Here is a 21,389-nt window from a genome sequence, read left to right on the forward strand (position 1 = left end):
CGGGAACCTGCCGACGTGGAGCCGGCGGCCGCCCCCGACTGAAGCCGGCAGCGCCGGGGGGGGCCGGTCCGTACCGGCCGCCGCCGCATCTTTGGTCTTTCCTTGGAAAGCCCCCGCCGGGCCCGGCGAACAAAGCGTTGTCGGCGGGGCCGACCATAATGGAAGGCCTCCGATCCGACCTGGAGGTCCCGTGTCCGGTTCCCGTCCCCTGAGCTCCGGGCTCCGTGCGCTGCGGCCCGCGGCCTTCGGCGCGGACCCGAGCGGTGAGCGACTCGCGCGCATCCGCAGATCACCGCACTTCAAGGACGGCGTCTTCCAGAACCCCGGGGGCGTCGCGCGCACCCGGCCCTCCGGTTCGACGCTCGACTTCGCGAAGGTCTTCTTCGACAGGGACGAGCGGCCCCGCCGCGCTCCCCGGGGCACCGTCCCGGTGCACCCCACCACACTCGCCGACATCGCCGCGCCGCCCGCCACCGGACTCAGGGTGACCTGGATGGGCCACTCCGGCGTGCTCGCCGAGATCGACGGCCGACGGGTGCTGTTCGACCCGGTGTGGGGTGCGCGCTGCTCCCCGTTCTCCTTCGTCGGTCCCCGGCGGCTGCACCCGATGCCGTTGCCGCTGGCCGCCCTCGGCCCGGTCGACGTCGTCGTCATCTCGCACGACCACTACGACCACCTGGACATGCCCACGATCAAGGCGCTGGCGGGCACGGACACCCTGTTCGCCGTGCCGCTCGGCGTCGGCGCCCACCTCGAGCACTGGGGCGTCTCCGCGACCCGGCTGCGCGAGCTGGACTGGCACGAGGAGACGAGGGTGGGCGGGCTCACGCTCACCGCCACCCCGGCCCGCCACTTCTGCGGCCGCGGCCTGCGCAACACCCAGCACACCCTGTGGGCGTCCTGGGCCGTCGCCGGCGAGGAGCACCGGATCTACCACAGCGGCGACACCGGCTACTTCGAGGGCTTCAGGGACATCGGCGCCGCGCACGGCCCGTTCGACGTCACGATGATCCAGGTCGGCGCGTACAGCGAGTTCTGGCCGGACATCCACATGACGCCCGAGGAGGGCCTGCGGGCCCACCTGGACCTCCAGGGCGGCGCCCCGCACGGGGTGCTGCTGCCGATCCACTGGGGCACCTTCAACCTCGCCCCGCACGCCTGGGCCGAGCCGGGGGAGTGGACGCTGGCCGCGGCCGAGGAGGTCGGCCAGGCGGTGGCGTTCCCGCGGCCGGGTGAGCCGTTCGAGCCGACGGGGAAGCTGCCGGTGGAGGCGTGGTGGCGGGCGGTGTCCGGTCCGATCGCCCGTCCGTGGCGCCGTCCCCGGAGCGGTCAGGGTGTGGTCGAGACGAGCAGGGGCGATCTCGACCTTGCGGGTGAGCGGTGACGTCGGTCGGGGACGAGCTCGGCCAGATGGCACGGATGCTGGAGCGCCCCGAAGGTCCCTCCTCGGGCTGTCGTCCGCACCCGCATTGTGCCGCGCTGAGCTTGCACGAGGGGCGGCCTGGGCAGTGCTCGGCCGCGCTGCCCGGCCGGTGAGCGTTTCCGTCCTCACTCCGAGCCGGCCAGGTGAATGGTGAGGACGGCCCGGACGAGTTTGTGATCCGGCTGGGCTGGTTGAGCACCGCGGCTTGCGAAGGAGCCGCCAGGACTTGAGGGTGGCGACGGACTGCTCGACAGGAGCGCAGATCTTCGCGTGGGACCGGTCCACCGCCTTCTGGCCTGCGGACAGGGTCTCCCACCTGCCCCAGTACGGGGCGCGGACCGTGCCGCCGACGCCCCGGTAGGCCGGCCGCCCATCGGGCCCCGGTCGCCATGATCCTCCGCAAGCGCCAACCGCCTTTATGCCGTAAGAATCGTCGCACCGGAAATATCCCCGCTCGCCTGTCACGGCTCAGCGTCGTGAAAGCGCAACGCGACCGCGTCCGCCTTGAACCGCGGCGGACAGTTCACCATGACCACGAGATGTCCGTTCTCAGATCCTCAGGATCCAGTGTCTCGTGTCTCCGAGATCAGGGGTCAAGGCCCGTGGGCCCCGCCATGGCAATAGTCCCGGTCATAACAGAACCATCAGGCCCGGCATAAGACTTCACGGAAGGAGTGCGACCGGGCCCCACAGGAATCGGCGCACACACATAATTCGCTTGCCGTTTCCGCCACACAGCGAGGTGTACTGATGGATCTGGAGCTGCGCCGCCTGCGCATGCTGTGCGTAATCCGGGACTCCGGGAGCGTAGGGCGCGCAGCGCACCGGTGGTCCCGGCACTGCTGGACGTCCTGCGCGGCCTCTGCCCGGGCTTGAAGGTGTCCGTCTGCGGCCTGTATGCCACCGGTGACCTCCTCCGGGTGTCGGAGGCCGGTGAGCTCGACGCCGCATCAGGTGTCCCGTCGCCGGATTCCTGGTCGAACCATTGGCCGGAGATCAGCGGCATCTGCCGATCTGCCGCACTAAAGCCGTGGACGGCCCCGTGGCCGAACCTGCGCATCACCACGCCGCCCGTGTCCACCGAAACCTGTTGGCACGAGTTCCACACTGCAGAAATGGGCCGCATCCGGGCTGGGTGAAACCGTGAGGCGAATCCGGTGAGCTCCCGTTTCGATGGTGAACTTGAGACCCGGAGAGGACAAATACCGATGAGAACGGCCCGTATACGCATCCTTGCCTGCTTGCTCGCACTCACAGGAGTCGCAGCAACAGGCTGGCTACTGCTGCCGTCGGACGAGCAACCGGGAAAGGTGATCAAGGTCGGCACGACGGACGCCGCCACGTCCCTCGACCCGGCCGGCGGCTACGACGCCGGCTCCCTGGCCCTGTACAGCAACGTTTTTCAGACGCTGCTGACCCTCGAGACCGGCGGCGCCGAGCCCGTACCGGACGCGGCCAAGAGCTGCGCCTTCGTCGCCGCGGACCTGCGCACCTACCGCTGCGAACTGCGCGACGGGATCACCTTCCCCAGCGGACGCCCCATGACGGCCGAGGACGTGAAGTTCTCCTTCGAACGCGTCAAGAAGATCAACTCCGACGTCGGCCCGTCGGCCCTGCTCGACACCCTCACCTCGGTAGAGGCCGAAGGACGCATCGTCACCTTCAACCTGTCCGCCCCGGACACCACGTTCCCCTTCAAGGTGGCCACCGGGGCGGGCTCGATCGTCGACTCGACCAAATACCCGGACGACGCCCTGCGCGCCGGTAACGAGGTCGACGGCACGGGCCCGTACACCCTGAGCTCATACGTCAAGGGCGAAAAGGTGGTGCTGTCGCCCAACGCCCACTACAAGGGCGCCGCGAAGGGGTCCGGCCGGCCCGTCGAACTGCGCTACTACAGCACTCCCGGCGCCCTCGACAGCGCCTGGAAGAGCCGCAAGATCGACGTCGCCACCCGGCAACTGCCCCCCAAAACCCTCGCCGACCTGGATCCCAGCGACCCCGGACAACACGTATCGGAAACCACCAGCTCCGAAATCCGCAACCTCTATCTCAACGTCAGAGAAGGGAAACCGCTGCACGACCTCAGGGTCCGGCAAGCCCTGGCCTGGCTGATCGACCGTCCCCGACTCGCGGCCACCCTCTACGGGGGCACCGTCGACCCGCTCTACTCACTCATCCCTGCGGGCCTCATCGGCCACACCACCTCCTTCTTCGACCGCTATTCCAGTCCGGACATCGGCAAGGCGCGTCAACTGCTCACCGAGGCCGGTGTGACCCTGCCGGTGCACTTCACCTACAGCTATGCCGAGGGCCGCGGTGCCGCCGCCGAAGAGGCCGCGGAAATCAAACGGCAGCTCGAGACCGGCGGCCTGTTCAGAGTCAAACTCAAGGGTCACCACTGGACCGAGTTCCAGAAGCGCTGGGCGGGCGGCACGCTCGACGCCTACGCGGTCGGCTGGGTCGCCGACTACCCCGACCCGGACACCTTCGGCAGCCAGCTCGTCGGCACAGGCGGCACGATGAACACCGGTTACAGCAGCAGGACCGTGGACCGGACAATCGCCGTGAGCCAAGGCTACGCCGACCGGGCGAAGGCCGACGGCACCCTGACAAAGCTGCAAGAGACAATCGCTCACGATGTCCCGGTCATCCCCCTGTGGCAGGCGAAGGAGTACGTCGTCACCAGTGAAGACGTCGGCGGCGGCCAGTACTTGTTGGACGGCACGGGCGCATTCCGCCTGTGGCGCCTGACCTGGCTCTGACCATCAAGGTGCCGATCTGCATGCTCCCGTTCATCGACAGCCGCACCTGGGGGCCCGGAGTTGCGGATCGCGGTCGTCATCTGGACCGAGCGGACCTGCCACCGGCGCCGACGGCAACGACGCCTGGGCGCGTGACCGAGCCGGGCGGTCAGCTTCCGTAGATACGGCTCACGTTGTCGCGCGGGGCGGGCCGGGACCTGCGGGCCGGTCCCGTGGCGAAGCCGTTCAGCACGTTCTGCGTGACCTTGGTGACGAACTGCCTGGTGCGGGTGTCCATCGAGTGGTCGCGGCCGCCCTCGGCGGTCCCGGCCATCAGGCCCTCCACCCAGCGCATCGTTCCCGTCGCGAAGACTCCCGCGCCGCTGGGCGCCGTGTAGTACGCCGAGTCCGAGTGGCTGTGGCGGCCCTTGCACACCAGCGGGGAGTGGGCCACGATCTCGATCGGTGCCGGAGTCGGGAAGCCCGGGTCGACCCGGTCGTACTCGACCCCGACCAGGTGCGCGAAGCGGTCGCCCTTCCGCACCCCGGTGCCCCGGAAGACCCAGTGCCCGGCGTTCTCCACCCGGTAGGGCGCGTCGGTGGGGAAGCCCTCGTAGATCACGCCGGTCAGCGAGGACTCCGGGTCGGCACCGGGCCCGGCGCGGAAGTCGGTGGTGGCCATCGTCGGGTGCCGCTCGAGGTACGGGTCGAGGCGGTAGTCGGTCTTGTAGCAGACCACCGTGCGGATGTCGCCGCGCGGGCCGGGCTCCAGACGGATCCGCCGGAAGCAGGTGTTGGCGCCGAGGAAGGCCAGGTTGGTGCCCGCGTCACGGGCCGCCGTGACGTACCGGCGCTGCTCCGGCGTCCAGTACTCGTCGTGGCCGAGTGTCACCACCGTCCTCGCACCGCGCAGCACCCGGGGGTCGAGGTGGACGTCGACGCCGGTGGTGTACGCCAGCGGTATGCCCAGCCGCTCGGCCAGGACCACCGCCGCCCGCTCGTAGACCAGGAACTTCTCCGCGCCGGTCCCGTCGTACGGCCGGTCGAAGCTGACCGCCAGTGACCGGGAGGCGTACGAGCCGTCCGCGCCCGCGTAGAGGCTGTAACCGCCCCACCGGTTGTACGCCTGCCACGTCGCCGGGGCGTGCACGAGCAGGGTCCGGCCCACGGCCGTGGCGGAGCGGACGATCAGCGGGACGTAGCGCTGGTGGCCGCTGTCGGCGTCCAGCCGCAGCAGGTAGGCGCCCTCCGGCCAGCCTTGGGTGTTGACCGTCAGGCTGCGCTCCCAGCCGGCCCGCACGGTCCGGGTGTCCCGGCTCACCTTGCTGCCGCTCTGGATCCGCCCGCTGATCCGGCCGGACCGCCAGACCAGCCCGGCCTGCGCACCGCCGTACCAGCCCACCCGGAACGCCGAGACGCGGAAATTCGGTGCGGTGGTCGACACGGACAACCCGAACTCCTCACCGGGCCGGACGCTGATCCTGTCCGCGTACCCCTGGACCGCGTCGGCCGGACCGGCCGACGCGATCTGCCAGCCGGGCTCCGCCGCGACGCTTCGCCGCGCCGCACCGGGCGGGTGGGCACTCGGCGCGGCACGATCGCAGCCGCTCAGTACGGCGGCCGTCATCCCGGCGGCGCCCGCCGCCGCGGCACCGAGCAAGCGCCGCCGGCGAAGACCACCGGGACCCTGACGAGCCCGGCCGTCCGGATTGTCAGTCATCGCACCGATCCCGTCCGTTCCGTGCGCTTTCGTCCTGCCGCGACAGCCCGATCCTGTGTCAGCGCACACCACCGGGCAAACCCTGTCCGAGCCGTCCCGGCTGCGCGGCAGGCGCTGACCGGCTGGCCGGAGCCGGGCGTGGGCCTGCCGGTTCACCCCTTCGGCCGCTGCCCGGTCGGCGCAGGCACGACCGGAGCGGTGCCGTGGCCGGTCCCGCTGCCCACCGCAGCCCGCGCGGTAGGCAGGCCGCGCCGCCGGCGCACGAATCCCGGGCGCTGCCCGGCCGGAACGGCAGCCCGGTCTGCCGGTGGTGCTGCGTCTTCTTCCCTATGGGCCGCGCCGGGCCGGCGGCAGTCTGCTGCCACGACTCGGCTGGGAGGCTCACAGTGACAACAGGCCCGGCCCCCAAGGGGGCACCGAACTACGTGGACACCCGCACGGCATCCTTCGCCCAGCGCCGGCTGTGGTTCCTGGACCAGCTGGCGGGCTCCTCCACCGGATCGATGCTCCCGCTGGTGCTGCGGCTGCGCGGCCCCCTGGACGCGGGCCGGCTGGAGCGGTCGCTGTCCGGGATCGTGGACCGGCACGAGGTGCTGCGCACCCGGTTCACCGCCGTCGACGGCGAGCCGGTGCCGGTCGTCGACCCGCCGGCGGGCGTGATCCTCGAACACACCGAGGCGACCGGCCCGGCCGACCTGTTCGACCGCTGCCTCGGCCGCCCCGTGGACCTGTCCGCGCAGGCCCCGATCCGGGCGACGCTGGCCCGGGTGGCGCCCGAGGAGCACCTGCTGCTCGTCGAGGTGCACCACATCGCCGTGGACGGCTGGTCGTGGGGCGTCCTGCTGGACGAACTCGCCGCAGGCTACCGCGGCGAACCGGTCGCCCCGCCCGCGCTGCGGTACGCCGACCTCGCCCGCGCACAGGCCGAACGCCTCTCCGGCGAGCGCCTGGAGCGCCTGCTCGCGCACTGGCGGGACCGGCTCGCCGGGCTCGGTCCGCTCGACCTGCCCACCGACCGGCCACGCCCCCGCGTCTGGGACGGCTCCGGCGACGTCGTCCGCTTCGACCTGCCCGCCGACCTGGTCGCCGCCGTCGACGCGCTGGCCCGGTCCCGGCGCGCCACCCGCTACATGCTGCTGCTCACCGCCTACCAGGCCCTCCTCGGCCACTGGTCGGGCCGTACCGACGTCGCCGTGTGCAGCACGCTCGCCGACCGCGCCCAGCGCGGCGCCGACACGCTGATCGGCCCGCTCGTCAACACCGTCGTCCTGCGCACCGACCTGTCCGGCAGGCCCGGCTTCGCCGCGCTGCTCGACCGGGTGCGCGCCCGGGTCCCGGCCGACCTCGCGCACGCCGAGGCCCCCTTCGACCTCGTCGTCGGCGCACTCGGCGGCTCCCGCGACCTGTCCCGGCACCCGCTCGCCCAGGCGTCGTTCACCCTGCTCAACAACCCGATCCGCCCGATAAGGATGCCCGGCCTCGAGGTGACCCTCGTCGAGCCGCCGCTCGCCGAGACCCCGCTGGACGTCTTCCTGGACCTGACCCTGCGCACGGACGGCAGCATCGCCGCCGTCCTGCAGTACGCCACCGCGCTGTTCGACGCCGGCACGATGCGCGCCTTCGCCCGCGCCTACCCGGCGCTGCTGCGGGCCGTCCTGGCCGACCCCCACGCCCCCGTGCAGGACCTGGTCCGCGCCCTGCCCACCGGACCCGGGGCGCCGGCCCGTCCCCGCCCCGAGTGGCACCGGGCCGCCGACCGGCCGTCCGGGCCGCCGGCGCCGGTCGCCTTCTCGGGGCGGCCCGACGCGACCGCCCTGCGCTGCGGCGCCGACAGCGTCACCTACGCCGGACTGGACGCGATGACCGGCGGACTCGCCGTCGCGCTGCGCGCGGCCGGAGTCACCGCGGGCAGCCCCGTGGGCGTGCTGCTGCGCCGCGGACCGTGGTCGGTCGCCGCCATCGAGGGCATCTGGCGGGCGGGCGGGGCATACGTCCCCCTCGACCCCGAACTCCCCGCTGAAAGGCTGGAGTTCATGGCGCGGGAGGCCCGGCTCGGCTGTGTGGTCACCGACCCGGCGACGGCCGGCACCGCCGCCGGACTCGCCCCCGCCACGGTCGACGTCACCGCCGTCGCGCCGACCGCGGACGGCCCCCGCCACCGGCCCGACCCCCGCGAACTCGCGCACGTCATCTTCACCTCCGGATCCACCGGCCGGCCCAAGGCGGTCGGCGTCGAGCACGCGGCGCTCGCCTCCCACGTCGCCGCCGCCCGGCGACGCCTCGGCATCACCGCCGCCGACCGGGTGCTCGCCTTCGCCTCCTTCTCCTTCGACGCCTCCCTCGACCAGGTGCTGCCCGCCCTCACCACCGGCGCCACCGTCGTCATGCGCCCCGACGAACCCTGGCTGCCCACCCAGGTACCCGAGATCGTCCGCCGGCACGAGGTGACCGTCGTCAACGTGCCGCCCACCTACTGGTCGGAGCTGACGCTCTCGCTGGACCGCCGGCAGGCCGCGGACCTCGCCTCCCTGCGACTGCTCGTCCTCGGCGGCGAGGCCGTACCGGCCGACACCCTCGCCGCCTGGCGCGCCGCCGTCCCCTGGGTCCGCGTGTGCAACGCCTACGGCCCGACCGAGACCACCGTCACCGCCACCACGTACGACGCCGACGAGCCCCCCGAGGACAGCGTGCCCATCGGCAGACCCCTCGGCGACCGTCGGGTGTACGTGGTCGACGCCGACGGCGAACCCGTGCCGGTCGGCGTCTGCGGCGAACTCCTCATCGGCGGCACGGAAGTCGCCCGCGGCTACCTGAACCGGCCCGCGCTGACCGCCGAACGCTTCCTGCCCGACCCCTACGGGCCGCCCGGCGCCCGCCTGTACCGCACCGGCGACCTGGTGCGCTGGCGGGCCGACGGCGACCTGGAGTTCGTGGGCCGCACCGACGACCAGGTCAAGATCCGCGGCTTCCGGATCGAACTCGGCGAGATCGAGACCGTGTTGCGCGCCTGCCCGCTCGTGGGCGCCGCCGCCGCCCGCCCCGACCGCGCCACCGGACGCAGCCTGACCGGCTACGTCGTGCCGGCGCCGGACGCGCCGCGCGCGCCGGACCGGGCGGAGCTGCGCGCCTGGTGCGAGCGCCGGCTGCCGCACTACGCCATCCCCTCCGACTTCGTCGTCCTGGACGCGCTGCCGGTCGGCGTCTCCGGCAAGCTCGACCGCAACGCCCTGCCCGACCCGGTCCGCACCCGCGACGCCGACGACCCCGGGCTCACCGCGCCGCGCGACGAGACGGAGCGGATCGTCGCCGAGGTGTGGGCCGACGTCCTGGGCCTGGACCGGATCGGCATCGACGACAGCTTCTTCGACCTCGGCGGGCACTCGCTGCTCGCCACCATGGCGGTCTCCCGGATCGCCCAGCGGCTCGGCCGCGACATCGAACTGCGCACCGTGTTCGAGAACCCCACCGTCCGCGGCTTCGCCCCCCGGGTGAGCGCCGCGCGCGCCTCCGGGGCGGCCGAGCTGGTGCCCGTCGACCGCGACCGGCCGCTGCCGCTGTCCTTCGCCCAGGAACGCCTGTGGTTCCTGGACCGCACCTCCGACCGCGGCGACTCCTACCTGCTGTGGTACTGCTGGCGGGTGCGCGGCGGCCTGGACCGCACCGCCTGGCAGCAGGCCCTCGACGACCTGGTGGCCCGGCACGAGGTGCTGCGCACGGCGCTGGTCGAGTCCGACGGGCGTCCCGTGCAGCAGGTGTGCGACCCGGTGGGCGTCCCGCTCCACTGGGAGCCGGCTCCCGCCGGCCCGGACGAGCCGTCCCGCCTGGAGGCGGTGCGCCGGGCCGCCGCGGCGCTCGCCACCCGCCGCTTCGACCTCGCCCGGCCGCCCCTGCTGCGGGCCGGAGTGTGGGAGCTGGCCGACGACGACCACGTCGTCCTGCTCGCCCTGCACCATGCCGTCACCGACGGCTGGTCCAAGGGCGTCCTGCTGGACGAACTCGCCCGGCACTACGCGGCCCGCCGCACCGGCCGCGGCGCACAGCTGCCGCCGCTGCCCGTCCAGTACGCCGACTTCGCCGCCTGGCAGCGCGAGCGCGCCGACAGCGGCGGCCTGGAACCCCAACTGGCCTACTGGGAAAGCACGCTGGACGGCGCACCCGCCCTCGATCTGCCCACCGACCGGCCCCGCCCGGCGGTGTTCACCGGCCGGGGCGGCGCCGTCGAGGTGGACCTGCCCGCCCACCTGGTGGAGCGCGTGGACGCGCTCGCCCGGGCACGCGGCGCCAGCCGCTTCATGGTGCTGCTGGCGGTCGCCCAGGCGGTGCTCGCCCGCTGGACCGGGCAGGCGGACGTATCCGTCGGCACGCCCGTCGCCGGCCGCGGCCGGCTCGAACTGGAGCCGCTCGTCGGCTTCTTCGTCAACACCGTCGTGCTGCGCACGGACCTGTCCGGGCGGCCGACGTTCGCCGGCCTGGTGGACCGGGTGCGGGAGGTCGTCCTGGGCGCCTTCGACCACCAGGAGGTGCCCTTCGAACGGGTGGTGGAACGGCTGCGCCCGGAACGCGACCTGTCCCGCAACCCCCTGTTCCAGGTCATGGTGGATGTCCAGGACGCCTCCACGGGCGGCTCCGGCCTGCCGGGACTCGACGCGACCGACTTCACGCTGCCCTGGGGCTCGGCCAAGTTCGACCTGACCGCGACCTTCGTGGTCCGCCCGGACCGGTTCGCGCTCAACGTCGAGTACGCCGCCGACCTGTTCGACCCGGCCACCGCCACCCGGTTCGCCCACCACGTCGGCCGGCTGCTGGAGGCCTTCCTCGCCGATCCCGCGATCCGCGTCGACGAGGCACCGCTGCTCGCGGCGGCCGAGCGCGACCGGCTGCTGGCCGCGGCCGGGACGGACGCCGCGCCCGCACCCCGGTTCCGGGTCGCGGGCCGGGCGGACGCCACCGCCGTCGTCTGCGAGGACACCACCCTCGACCACGCTCGCCTGGACGCCCTGACCGGCGGGCTCGCCGCGGCGCTCGCCGGCGCGGGCGTGGCCGCGGGCGACGCCGTGGGGGTGTGCGTGGGCCGGGGCGTGTGGTCGGTGGTCGCGATGCTCGCCGTGTGGCGGGCGGGCGGCGTGTACGTGCCGCTCGATCCCCGGCTGCCCGAGGAACGGCTGCGCCACATGCTCCGGGAGGCCGGAGTACGGCACGTGGTGTCCGACGCCCGCACCCGGGACGCGGTGACGGCGCTCGGGGCGACGGCGGTCGACGTCCGCGACGTCCGGCCGGACCCCGACGGGCCCCGACACGACCCCGACCCCGGCTCCCTCGCCTACGTCATCTTCACCTCCGGCTCCACCGGGCTGCCCAAGGCCGTCGGCGTGGAACACCACGCGCTGGACGCCCATGTGGCCGCCGCCCGCGAGAGGTTCGCGCTCACCGCGCGGGACCGGGTGCTCACCTTCGCCTCGACCTCGTTCGACGCCTCCCTGGAGCAGATCCTCCCGGCGCTGAGCACCGGGGCGACGGTGATCGTCCGCCCGGACGAGATATGGACCCCCGAGCAACTCGCCGCCCGCGTCGCGCGGGAGCGGGTGACCGTCATGGAACTCACCCCGTCCTACTGGGCGGAACTGGTCGCCCGCCTGGACATGCTGGCGCCCCACCTCACCTCGCTGCGGCTGCTGGTCACCGGAGGGGAGGCGCTGCCCGCCGACCCGTTGGAGCGCTGGTTCGCCCACCTGCCCTCGGTCCCGGTGATCAACACCTACGGGCCCACCGAGGCGGTGATCTCCGCGACCGCCCACACCGTGCACGCCGCGCCGCCCGGCCGGGTGCCCATCGGCCGCGCCCTGGGCAGCCGCCGCACCTACGTGGTGGACCCCCTCGGTGAGCCAGTCCCGGACGGCGTCCCCGGCGAACTCCTCGTCGGCGGGCCGGAGTTGGCGCGGGGGTACCTGGGGCGGCCCGCGCTGACCGCCGAGCGGTTCGTGCCCGACCCGTTCGGCCGGCCCGGCGGGCGCCTGTACCGCACCGGCGACGTGGTACGCCGACTGCCCTCGGGAGAACTGGAGTTCCTCGGCCGCAACGACGACCAGGTCAAGATCCGCGGATTCCGCGTCGAACCCGCGGAGGCCGAGGCGGCGCTGCGCCGGCACCCCGGAGTCACCGGCGCGGCGGTCGTCGTCCGCACCCTGCACGGCGAGGCCGCCCTGGTGGGGTACGCCGCGGGCAGCGGACTGTCGGAGGAGTCCCTGGCCACGCACTGCCGGGCGCACCTGCCGCACTACCTGGTCCCGTCCGCGTTCGTGCTGCTCGACGCCCTGCCGCTGACCGTGCAGGGCAAGCTGGACACCGCGGCCCTGCCCGAGCCCGCCGCCCGCGCACCGCACGCCTTCGTGGCGCCGCGCACCCCCGCCGAGACGGTCGTCGCACAGGTGTGGTGCGAGGTGCTCGACGTGCCCCGGGTCGGCGTCCACGACGACTTCTTCGCGCTGGGCGGCCACTCCCTGCGGGCGGTCGCGGTCGCCTCCCGGCTGCGCACCGCCTTCGACTGCCCGCTGGCCGTCCGCGACCTCTTCGAGCACCCCACCGTGGAGCGGCTGGCCGCCGAGGTGGAGCGCCGGCTGCTGGAGCTGATCTCCCAGATGAGCGACGACGAGATCGACATTTCGCTCACCGCCGACTTCTGAGGGCGCCACCGCCCCGGCCCATTCCCCCAGTTCTGAGATCGGAGTGCCCTCATGACCACATCCGACGTGCGACCCGGCCCCCTGTCCCCGGCAGCCTCCCCGGCGTCCCCGGCGAACGGCCTGTCGCCGGCCGCCCGACGGCTGCTGGAGCAGCGGCTGCGCGGCCACGGCGCCGTACGGGACGACGGGCCCCGCCGGGTCCGTCCCCGCCCGGACCGGATCCCGCTGTCCGCGGCCCAGCAGCGCCTGTACTTCCTCGACCGGCTCGACCCCGGCGCCCACACCTACCTGCTGCCCGCCGCCTGGCGGTTCACCGGCCCGCTGGACGTCCCTGCCCTGCGCGCCGCCGTCGCCGACCTGGTCGCCCGGCACGAGCAGCTGCGGGTCGTCTTCCCCGAGCACGAGGGCATCCCGTACCAGCGCGTCCTGCCCGCCGGCCAGGCGGACCTGGACCTGGTGGAGGCGACCGGACCGGCCGGCGACGCCCGCGAACGGCGCCTCGCCGCCGCCGTGCACGCCGCCGCCACCCGCCGCTTCGACCTGGCCCGCGAGCCCGCCTTCCGGGCCACCCTGGTCCGCGCCGCCGACGACGACCACGTCCTGGTCCTCGCCATGCACCACATCGTGTCCGACGGGTGGTCCCTCGGCCTGATCGTCCGCGACCTCACCGAGCTGTACCGGGCCCGCACCGGGGGCCGCAGCGCGCGGCTGCCCGAACTGCCCTTCGACTACACCGACTACGCCCTCTGGCAGCGCGAGAGCGACCAGTCCGCGGCGCTGGAGCACTGGCGCACCCGGCTGGCCGGTCTCACCCCGCTGGACCTGCCCACGGACCACCCCCGCCCCGACACCCCCGGCAGCCTCGGCGCCACCCACACCCTCACGCTGTCCCCCGAACTGACCGAAGCGCTCGACGCCCTCGGCCGGCAGGCCGGCACCACGCCGTACATGACGGTGCTGGCCGCCTTCCAGGCCGCGCTGGCCTTCCACAGCGGACAGCGCGACATCGCCGTCGGCACCGTCGTCGCCAACCGGGAGCGGGCCGAGACCGAGCAGCTCGTCGGATTCTTCGTCAACACCCTCGTGCTGCGCGGCGACTTCTCCGACGACCCGACCCCGGCCACGCTGCTCGCGCGCACCCGGGAGCGGGTGCTGGAGGCGTTCTCGCACCAGTCGCTGCCGTTCGAGCAGGTCGTCGACGCGCTCAGCCCGGACCGCGACCTCGCCCGCAACCCGCTCGTCCAGGTCCTCTACACGCACACCGACGCCACCGGCGCGGACCTCGCACTGGGCGAGGCGGACGGGACGCCGTACCGGATCGACCTCACCACCGCCAAGTTCGACCTCACCCTGGACCTGCGCGACGGCGACGGGCGCACCGACCTCGTCTTCGTGTACCGGCCCGAGCTGTTCGAGGAGTCCTCCGTCGCCGCCCTGGCCCGGCACACCGCCGCCCTGCTGGAGGCGTTCCGCGCCACCCCCGACCTGCCGCTCAGCGCCGTCGACCCCCTCACCCCGGCCGAACGCGCCCACCTGCTCGGACCCGACGGGCCCGCGAACACCGGCCACTCCCTCGCGCCCGCCCCGCGCACCGCCCCGGACCGGCTCGCCGAGCACGTCCGCCGCACCCCGCACGCGGCCGCCGTCAGCGGATCGGGACGCACCCTGACGTACGCCGGGCTCGACGCCGCCGCGAGCGGCCTGGCGCGCCGGCTGCGCGCCGCCGGGGTGACCCCCGGCTCCCTCGTCGGCGTCTGCCTCGACCGCACACCCGACCTGGCCGTGGCGCTGCTCGCCGTGTGGCGGGCCGGCGCCGCCTACCTGCCGCTCGACCCCTCCCACCCGCCGGCCCGCCGCGCCTTCACCGTCACCGACTCCGGCATCGACCTGGTCGTCACCGACACCGCCACCCGCCCCGCCGTGGAGGACCTGCCCGTCCGGCTCGTCGTCCTCGACGCCGAGCCGGCCGACGCGCCGGAGGACGCGACGGACGTGCCGGACGTGCCGGACGCGACGGACCCGGGCGACGACAGGCTGCCGCGGTCCGACGACCTCGCCTACGTCATCTACACCTCCGGCTCCACCGGCCGCCCCAAGGGCGTCGAACTCACCCACGCCAACCTGGCCTGGCTGCTCGACGCCGCCGACCGGCACTTCGACTTCGGGCCCGCCGACGTGTGGACGCTGATGCACTCACCCGCCTTCGACTTCTCCGTGTGGGAACTGTGGGCGCCGCTCACCAGCGGCGGACGCGTCGTCGTCCTCACCGGCGACGAGGTGCGCGACCCGGCCGCCGTGCACCGGGTGCTGCGCGAGGAGCGGGTCACCGTCCTCAACCAGACCCCGGCCGCCTTCAAGGGCCTGCGCGCCCATCTCGCCGACGCCGGCGCCTCCTTCCCGGACCTCGCGCTGCGCACGGTCGTCTTCGGCGGCGACGCCTTCGACGTCCGCGACTACCGCGACTGGTTCACCGCCCCCGGGCCCCGGCCCGCCCTGGTGAACATGTACGGCATCACCGAGACCACCGTGCACGTCACCATCCGCACCATCACCGAGGAGGACGTCCACGGGACGGTCCGCTCACCCATCGGCCGGCCGCTCGCCGGACAGCACGGCTACGTCCTCGACCCCTGGGGCCGGCTCGTGCCGCACGGCAGCGTGGGCGAGCTGTACGTCGCCGGCGGCGGCGTGGCCCGCGGCTACCGCAACCGCCCCGAACTGACCGCCGAACGCTTCCTGGACGACCCCTTCGGCGCGCCCGGCGCCCGCATGTACCGCACCGGCGACCTGGTCCGGGTGCTGCCCGACGGTCAGCTGGCCTACGTCGGCCGCGCCGACCACCAGGTGAAGATCCGCGGCTACCGCATCGAACCCGGCGAGATCGAGACCGCCCTGCGCGCCCTGCCCGGCGTCGCCGACGTGGCCGTGGTGGCCCGCCGCGACGGCGGCACCGCCCGCCTGGTCGCCCACGTCGTCACCCCCGAGGGCCGCCCGCTCGACCCGCCCGCCCTGCGCGCGGGCCTCAGGCTGACCCTGCCCGACTACATGGTCCCGGCCCTGTTCGTCCGCCACGAGCGGCTGCCGCTGACCGCCAACGGCAAGGTGGACCGGGCCGCGCTCACCGCCGTCGCACCCGCCGCCACGCAGCGGCGCACGCACGTCCCGCCCGAGGGGCCGGTGGAGCAGGCGCTGGCCGGGGTGTGGGGCCAGGTGCTCGGGGCCGAACACGTCAGCCGCACCGACAACTTCTTCGACCTGGGCGGCGACTCCATCCTGGCCCTGCGCCTGGTCGGCCTCGGCCGTCTGGCCGGGCTCGGCTTCACCGTCGCCGACGTCTTCCGCGCCCGCACCCTGGCCGACCTGGCCGCACTCGTCACCGACGCGGCCGACGCCCCGGAACCGGTCGAACCCTTCTCCCAGCTCGACCCCGCCGACGCCGGCCGGCTGCCCGACGGGCTCGCGGACGCCTACCCGCTCACCATGCTCCAGGCGGGCATGCTGCACGAGATGCTCGCCGACCCCCGCCGCGGCGCCTACCACAACGTCACCGACCTGAAGATCACCGTGCCCGAGGGCTTCGACCTCGACGCCTTCCAGGCCGCCGTGGACGCGGTGGTCGCCGGACACCCCATCCTGCGCACCTCGGTCGACCTCGTCACCTACCGCGAACCCCTCCAGCTCGTCCACCGCACCGCCCACCTGCCCGTCGGCTACACCGACCTGCGCGGACTGGACCGCGAGGAACAGCGGGCACGGCTGCGCCGGTTCGTCGACGAGGAGTTCGAGCGCCGCTTCGACCTCGCCGCCGCGCCCCTGGTCCGCATCCACCTGCACCACATCACCGACCACGACCTGCGGCTCGTCCTCACCGACTGCCACGTCGTGCTGGACGGCTGGAGCCTGACCTCCCTCGTCGCCGACCTGCTCGCCCTGCACCGCGAGGCCGTCGCCCACCGCACCGCCCCCCGGCCGCCCGAGGCCCCGGCCTTCGCCGAGTACGTCGCCCTGGAACGCGCGGCCCTCGGCAGCGAGGAGTCCCTGGACTACTGGCGCGAACGGCTCGCCGAGCTGCGCCCGGTGACCTTCCGCCGGCGCCCCGCGGGCGAGTCCGACGGACGGCCGCCCGTGCACGAGGTCCGCCGCTCCTACGCCCACCTCGCCGAGGGCATCGGCGCGCTGGCCAGGAAGGCCGGCGTGCCCCGCCGTACCGTGCTGATCACGGCCTTCCACCACACCATGAGCCTGTTCGCCGACCGCGACGACAGCGTCTCCGGCCACAGCATCGGCCTGGTCACCAACGGCCGGCCCGAGGTGCCCGGCGCCGACCGGATGCGCGGACTGTTCCTGAACACCGTGCCGTTCGGCGTGCCCCGCCCGCGCGCCGACTGGCTCGCCTACCTGCGGGACGTCTTCGCCGCCGAGCAGGAGATGCTCCCGCACCGCAGGGTGCCGCTCGTCCGCATCGCCCAACTGCGGCCCACCGAGCCCAGTCTGACCGACGCGGTGTTCAACTACGTCAACTTCCACCGGCTTTCGCACGACTCCTGGGACGACTCCCTGGAGATCGCCCGCACCATGTTCCCGCTGCTGGTGAACGCGAGCGTCAACGCCTTCACCCTGGACGCCGATCCCGCGTTCGTCGCACCCGCCACCGCCGAGCAACTGGCCGACGTGTACTGCGCCCAGCTCGCGGCCATGGTGGCCGAGCCGCAGGCCCGGGTCACCCGGCCCGCGCTCACCGGCGCCGCCCGTGCCACCGCCCTCGACGTGTGGGCGCGCGGACCGGAACTCCCCTCCTCCCCGCTGCTGTTCCACCAGCACGTCGCCGGCCACGCCGCCCGGACCCCGCACGCGGTCGCCGTCGAGCACCGGGGTCAGCCGCTGACCTACGGCGAACTGCACGAGCAGGCTGGGCAGTTGGCGCGCCGGCTGCGGCGGCTCGGGGTGGGCCCGGAGACGGTGGTCGGCATCTGCGTCGAACGCGGCCCCGACCTGGTGCGCGCTGCTCTCGGCGTGCTCCGCTCAGGTGGCGCCTTCCTGCCGCTGGACCCGCAACACCCCACCGAGCGGCTGGCGTTCATGGCCGAGGACAGCGGAATGCGGGTGCTGCTGACCCAGCGGGCGCTCGACGGGACCGTGCCCTTCGGCGGACCCGTGATCCACCTGGACGCCCCCGCGCAGCCGGTGGACCCGGTCCCCGGCGCGGAGCCGGGCGCCTCCGGCGCGGAGCCGGACGCCTCCGGCGCGGAGCCCGACGCCGACACCCTCGCCTACATCATCTACACCTCCGGCTCCACCGGCACCCCCAAGGGCGTCGCGATACCGCACCGGGGCCTGTCCAACATGATCGAGGGCCAGCGCGACCTGGTGCGCCCCACCCCCGAGGACCGGGTGCTGCAGTTCGCCTCCTTCGGCTTCGACGCCTCGATCCTGGAACTGACCTGGTCCCTGGCCAACGGCGGCCGGCTGGTCACCGCGCCCAAGGAGGAGCTGCGCCCCGGCCCCGACCTGGCCCGCACCCTGCGCGAGGCGCACGTCACCTGCGCCATGCTGCCGCCCAGCGCCCTCGCCGTGCTCGGCGACGACGACTTCCCCGAACTGCGGGTGCTCCAGGTGGCCGGTGAGGCGTGCCCGGCCGAACTGGCCGACGTATGGGCCCGCGGCCGGCGCTTCCACAACGTCTACGGCCTGACCGAGACCTCCGTGTGGTCCGTCGCCGCCGAACTCAGCCCCGGCCAGGGCACCCCGCCCATCGGCACGCCCATCCGCAACACCCGCATCCACGTCCTGGACGACGACCTCCAGCCGGTCCCGGTCGGCGTACCCGGTGAGATCTACCTGGGCGGGCAGGCCGTGGGCCGCGGCTACCTCGGCCGGCCCGCGCTCACCGCCGCCACCTACGTCCCCGACCCCTACGGCGCGCCCGGCGAACGGCTGTGCCGCACCGGCGACCTCGGCACCCACCGGCCCGACGGCTCGGTGGAGTGGCTCGGGCGCCGCGACTCGCAGGTGAAGCTGCGCGGCTTCCGCATCGAACTCGGCGAGATCGAGCACGCGCTGCGGCAGCTGCCGGAGGTCCGCCAGGCCGTCGTCCTGCACCGCACCGACCTGCCCGGCGAACCGGCCCTGGTCGCCTACCTCGTCGTACACGGCCCGGAGCGGCCCGCCCCCGAGGAACTGCGCCGCGCGCTGCGGTCCTCGCTGCCCGCCTACATGCTGCCCGCCCGGTTCGTCGTCCTCGACGAGATGCCGGTCAACCGCAGCGGCAAGATCGACAAGCGGGCCCTGCCGCTCCCGCCGGCCGAACTCGACCGGCGCGACGCCGAGTACGTGGCCCCGGCCACCCCGGCGGAGAAGATCCTCGCCGAGATCTGGCGCGAGGTGCTCGGACTGTCCCGCATCGGCGTCCACGACGACTTCTTCCGCATCGGCGGCAGCTCGCTGTCCACCGTCCGGGTCTCCCTGATGGCCGCCGGGCGCGGGCTCGCGGTCTCCGTCGGCGACCTGATCGAGCACCCGACCATCGCCCAGCTCGCCGCGCACGCCACCCGGACCGCGGGGGAGGGGCTGCCCGCCGCCGTCACCTCCGAGGTGCGGCTGCGCCCCGGCACGGGGGAGCCCCTGTGGTGCGTGCACCCCACCGGCGGCAGCGCCGCCTGGTTCGTGCCGCTCGCCCGCGCCCTGCCGCCCGGCAGGCCCGTGCACGCCTTCCAGGCGCGCGGGCTGCTCGGCGGGATCGACCCGAGCACGGTGAGCGGCATCGCCGCCAACTACGTCGCCGAGATCACCGAACGGGAGGGCACGGGCCCGCACGCCCTGCTCGGCTGGTCCATGGGCGCCAACATCGCCCTGGAGATGGCCACCCAGCTGCACCGCGCCGGGCACCAGACCGCGCCGCTGGTCCTGATCGAGCCGTACCTGCCCAACAGCGCCGCCCGCGCCCGGCTGAACGGCGTCACCCAGGACCTGCGCACCGCCCAGCGCCTGCGCGACAGGCTGCGCGGGATGCCGCCGTCCCCGCAGCGCGACCGTGCCACGGCGGAACTGACCGCCACCCTGCTCGGCGCCGGCATGAGCCCCGCCGAGGCGGCCCTGGTCGAGGGCGCGCCGATCGAGGTGTGGCACTCGCTGCTGGCCGCCCTCGCCGCCTACGAGGTCCGCCCCTACCCCGGCCACATCCACCTCGTGGTCGGCAGCGAGGCCGCCGGACTGCCGCGCGGCCGCACGATGCCCGGTCTGGACGTCGACTACGACACCTACGTCGAACGCTGGCGCGAGACGGCCGGCGGCGGGCTCACCCTGCACATCAGCGACGGCGACCACATGTCGATGATGGCCGAGCCGAGGGTGGCCGGCATCGCCGCACTGGTCGCCGCCCTCGAGACGGAGACCACCCGATGACCACCCTGGCCCCCACCCCCACCCCGACCCCGACCCCCACCCCGGCCTCGGCCTCGGGCTCCGTCCCGGCCCCGGCCCCGGGCTCCATCCCGGGCTCCATCCCGGGCTCGGCCTCGGGCTCGGCCCCGGCCCCGGGCTCCATCCCGGCCCCGGGCCCGGCATCGGCCCCCGTCTTCGTGGAGCGGTACCTGCTCTCGCCGGACATGGTCGCCGACCCCTACGGGCACCTCGACGCCCTGCGTGAGCATGCGCCGGTGCACTGGAGCCCGATGCACCACGCATGGCTCGTCAGCGGCTACGACCAGGTGATGCGCTGCCTGCGCGACCCCGCCGTCTCCGCCGACCGGGTACGGCCCCTGATGGACGCCGTCCCGCAGGGCGCCCGCGAGGACGCCGAACGGGCCTTCGGGATCCTGTCCCGCTGGATGGTGTTCAACGACCCGCCGCAGCACCGCAGACTGCGCCAGGTCTTCCAGGAGGCGTTCGCCGCGCGGGCGGTGGCCCGCTACCGCACCTTCACCGAGAAGGCCACCCGCGCCGTCCTGGCCCGCAAGGCGCTCCCCGGCCGCGACGGCGACCTCATGGCCGACGTGGCGAAGCCGCTGCCCGCGCTGGTCTTCGCCCGCTGGCTCGGCATCCCGCGCACCGACGCCCCCTCCTTCTGGTACTGGAACGCCCGCGTCGCCGACCTCGTCCTCGGCACGGCGCAGGAGGAGAGCGAGTTCCGGGCCTCCCTGCAGGCGCTCGTGAGCCTGGAGGACTACCTCGCCGGCCTCGTCGCCCGGCGCCGCGCCGAACCCGCCGACGACCTGATCAGCCAGGTGCTGCGGGAGGGCCGGGTGGGCGAGTCGGTCACCGAGGAGGAGTTCGTCGGCATGCTCACCCAGATGGCGTTCGCCGGCGGGGAGACCACCAGCAACCTGATCGCGAACACCGTCCTGGCCCTGCACACCCGCCCCGGCGCCCTCGCGGCCGTCCGCGAGGACCCCCGGCTGGCGCAGGGCGCGGTGGAGGAGACACTGCGGCTGGACGGGCCGTCGAAGATGTCGATCCGCACCGCCGCCCGCGACTTCGAACTCGACGGCCGCACGCTGCGCGCCGGTGACCGGATCTTCCTGGTCACGGCCGCCGCCAACCGCGACCCGGCCCGCTTCCCCGACCCCGGCCGGTTCGACGTCCGGCGCACCGGCGCCACCCACCTCGGCTTCGGCTTCGGCGCCCACTTCTGCATCGGCGCCGCACTGGCCCGGCTGGTCGCCGTGGCCGCCGTCGAAACCCTGGTCCGCGACCACCCGGACCTCACCCTGGACGACCCCGCCCGGCTCGCCTGGCAGCCCTCCCTCCTCAACCGCAGTCTCACCGCCCTGCCCGTCCGCTACTGACCGGCACCCGGACGCGTCCGCACCACGACGCGACGACGC

The 21,389-nt window shown here is 74.2% G+C and carries 6 protein-coding genes and 1 pseudogene; 5 read left to right on the forward strand and 2 right to left on the reverse strand.

What is annotated here, in order from left to right; genetic code table 11:
* Positions 1 to 190: 190 nt before the first annotated feature.
* Entirely contained in the window at positions 191 to 1,384 is a 1,194-nt protein-coding gene (locus tag AB0G63_RS10705; protein WP_360747469.1) for an MBL fold metallo-hydrolase, read from the forward strand.
* A 164-nt stretch (positions 1,385 to 1,548) separates the two neighbouring features.
* Here AB0G63_RS10705 and AB0G63_RS10710 read toward each other — a convergent pair.
* Positions 1,549 to 1,783 (reverse strand): annotated as a pseudogene (locus AB0G63_RS10710) (IS5/IS1182 family transposase); the annotation flags it as partial.
* 848 nt (positions 1,784 to 2,631) lie between these two features.
* Between AB0G63_RS10710 and AB0G63_RS10715 the strand changes: the two are divergent.
* On the forward strand, positions 2,632 to 4,188 hold the full coding sequence (locus tag AB0G63_RS10715) for an ABC transporter substrate-binding protein (RefSeq protein WP_360747472.1): 1,557 nt from the start codon (positions 2,632 to 2,634) through the stop codon (positions 4,186 to 4,188).
* A 148-nt stretch (positions 4,189 to 4,336) separates the two neighbouring features.
* Here the strand turns inward: AB0G63_RS10715 and AB0G63_RS10720 are convergent, their stop codons facing one another.
* Entirely contained in the window at positions 4,337 to 5,887 is a 1,551-nt protein-coding gene (locus AB0G63_RS10720) for a N,N-dimethylformamidase beta subunit family domain-containing protein (protein WP_360747475.1), read from the reverse strand.
* Positions 5,888 to 6,312: 425 nt separating this feature from the next.
* Here AB0G63_RS10720 and AB0G63_RS10725 point away from each other — a divergent pair, with 425 nt between their 5' ends.
* Genes AB0G63_RS10725 through AB0G63_RS10735 form a run of 3 tightly spaced genes read left to right on the forward strand, consistent with a single transcriptional unit; the run spans position 6,313 to position 21,350 of the window.
* Positions 6,313 to 12,567, forward strand: coding sequence for an amino acid adenylation domain-containing protein (locus AB0G63_RS10725; RefSeq protein ID WP_360747478.1), 6,255 nt, complete (start codon positions 6,313 to 6,315; stop codon positions 12,565 to 12,567).
* 51 nt (positions 12,568 to 12,618) lie between these two features.
* Positions 12,619 to 19,968 (forward strand): amino acid adenylation domain-containing protein, encoded by a 7,350-nt coding sequence (locus AB0G63_RS10730; RefSeq protein WP_360747481.1) that lies wholly within the window; start codon positions 12,619 to 12,621, stop codon positions 19,966 to 19,968.
* Positions 19,965 to 21,350 (forward strand): cytochrome P450, encoded by a 1,386-nt coding sequence (locus AB0G63_RS10735; RefSeq protein ID WP_360747484.1) that lies wholly within the window; start codon positions 19,965 to 19,967, stop codon positions 21,348 to 21,350. The genes AB0G63_RS10730 and AB0G63_RS10735 overlap by 4 nt, the downstream gene beginning before the upstream one ends.
* Positions 21,351 to 21,389: the final 39 nt, after the last annotated feature.

This window comes from Streptomyces sp. NPDC020996, from assembly GCF_040641355.1.
In the GTDB taxonomy this organism is placed as follows: domain Bacteria; phylum Actinomycetota; class Actinomycetes; order Streptomycetales; family Streptomycetaceae; genus Streptomyces.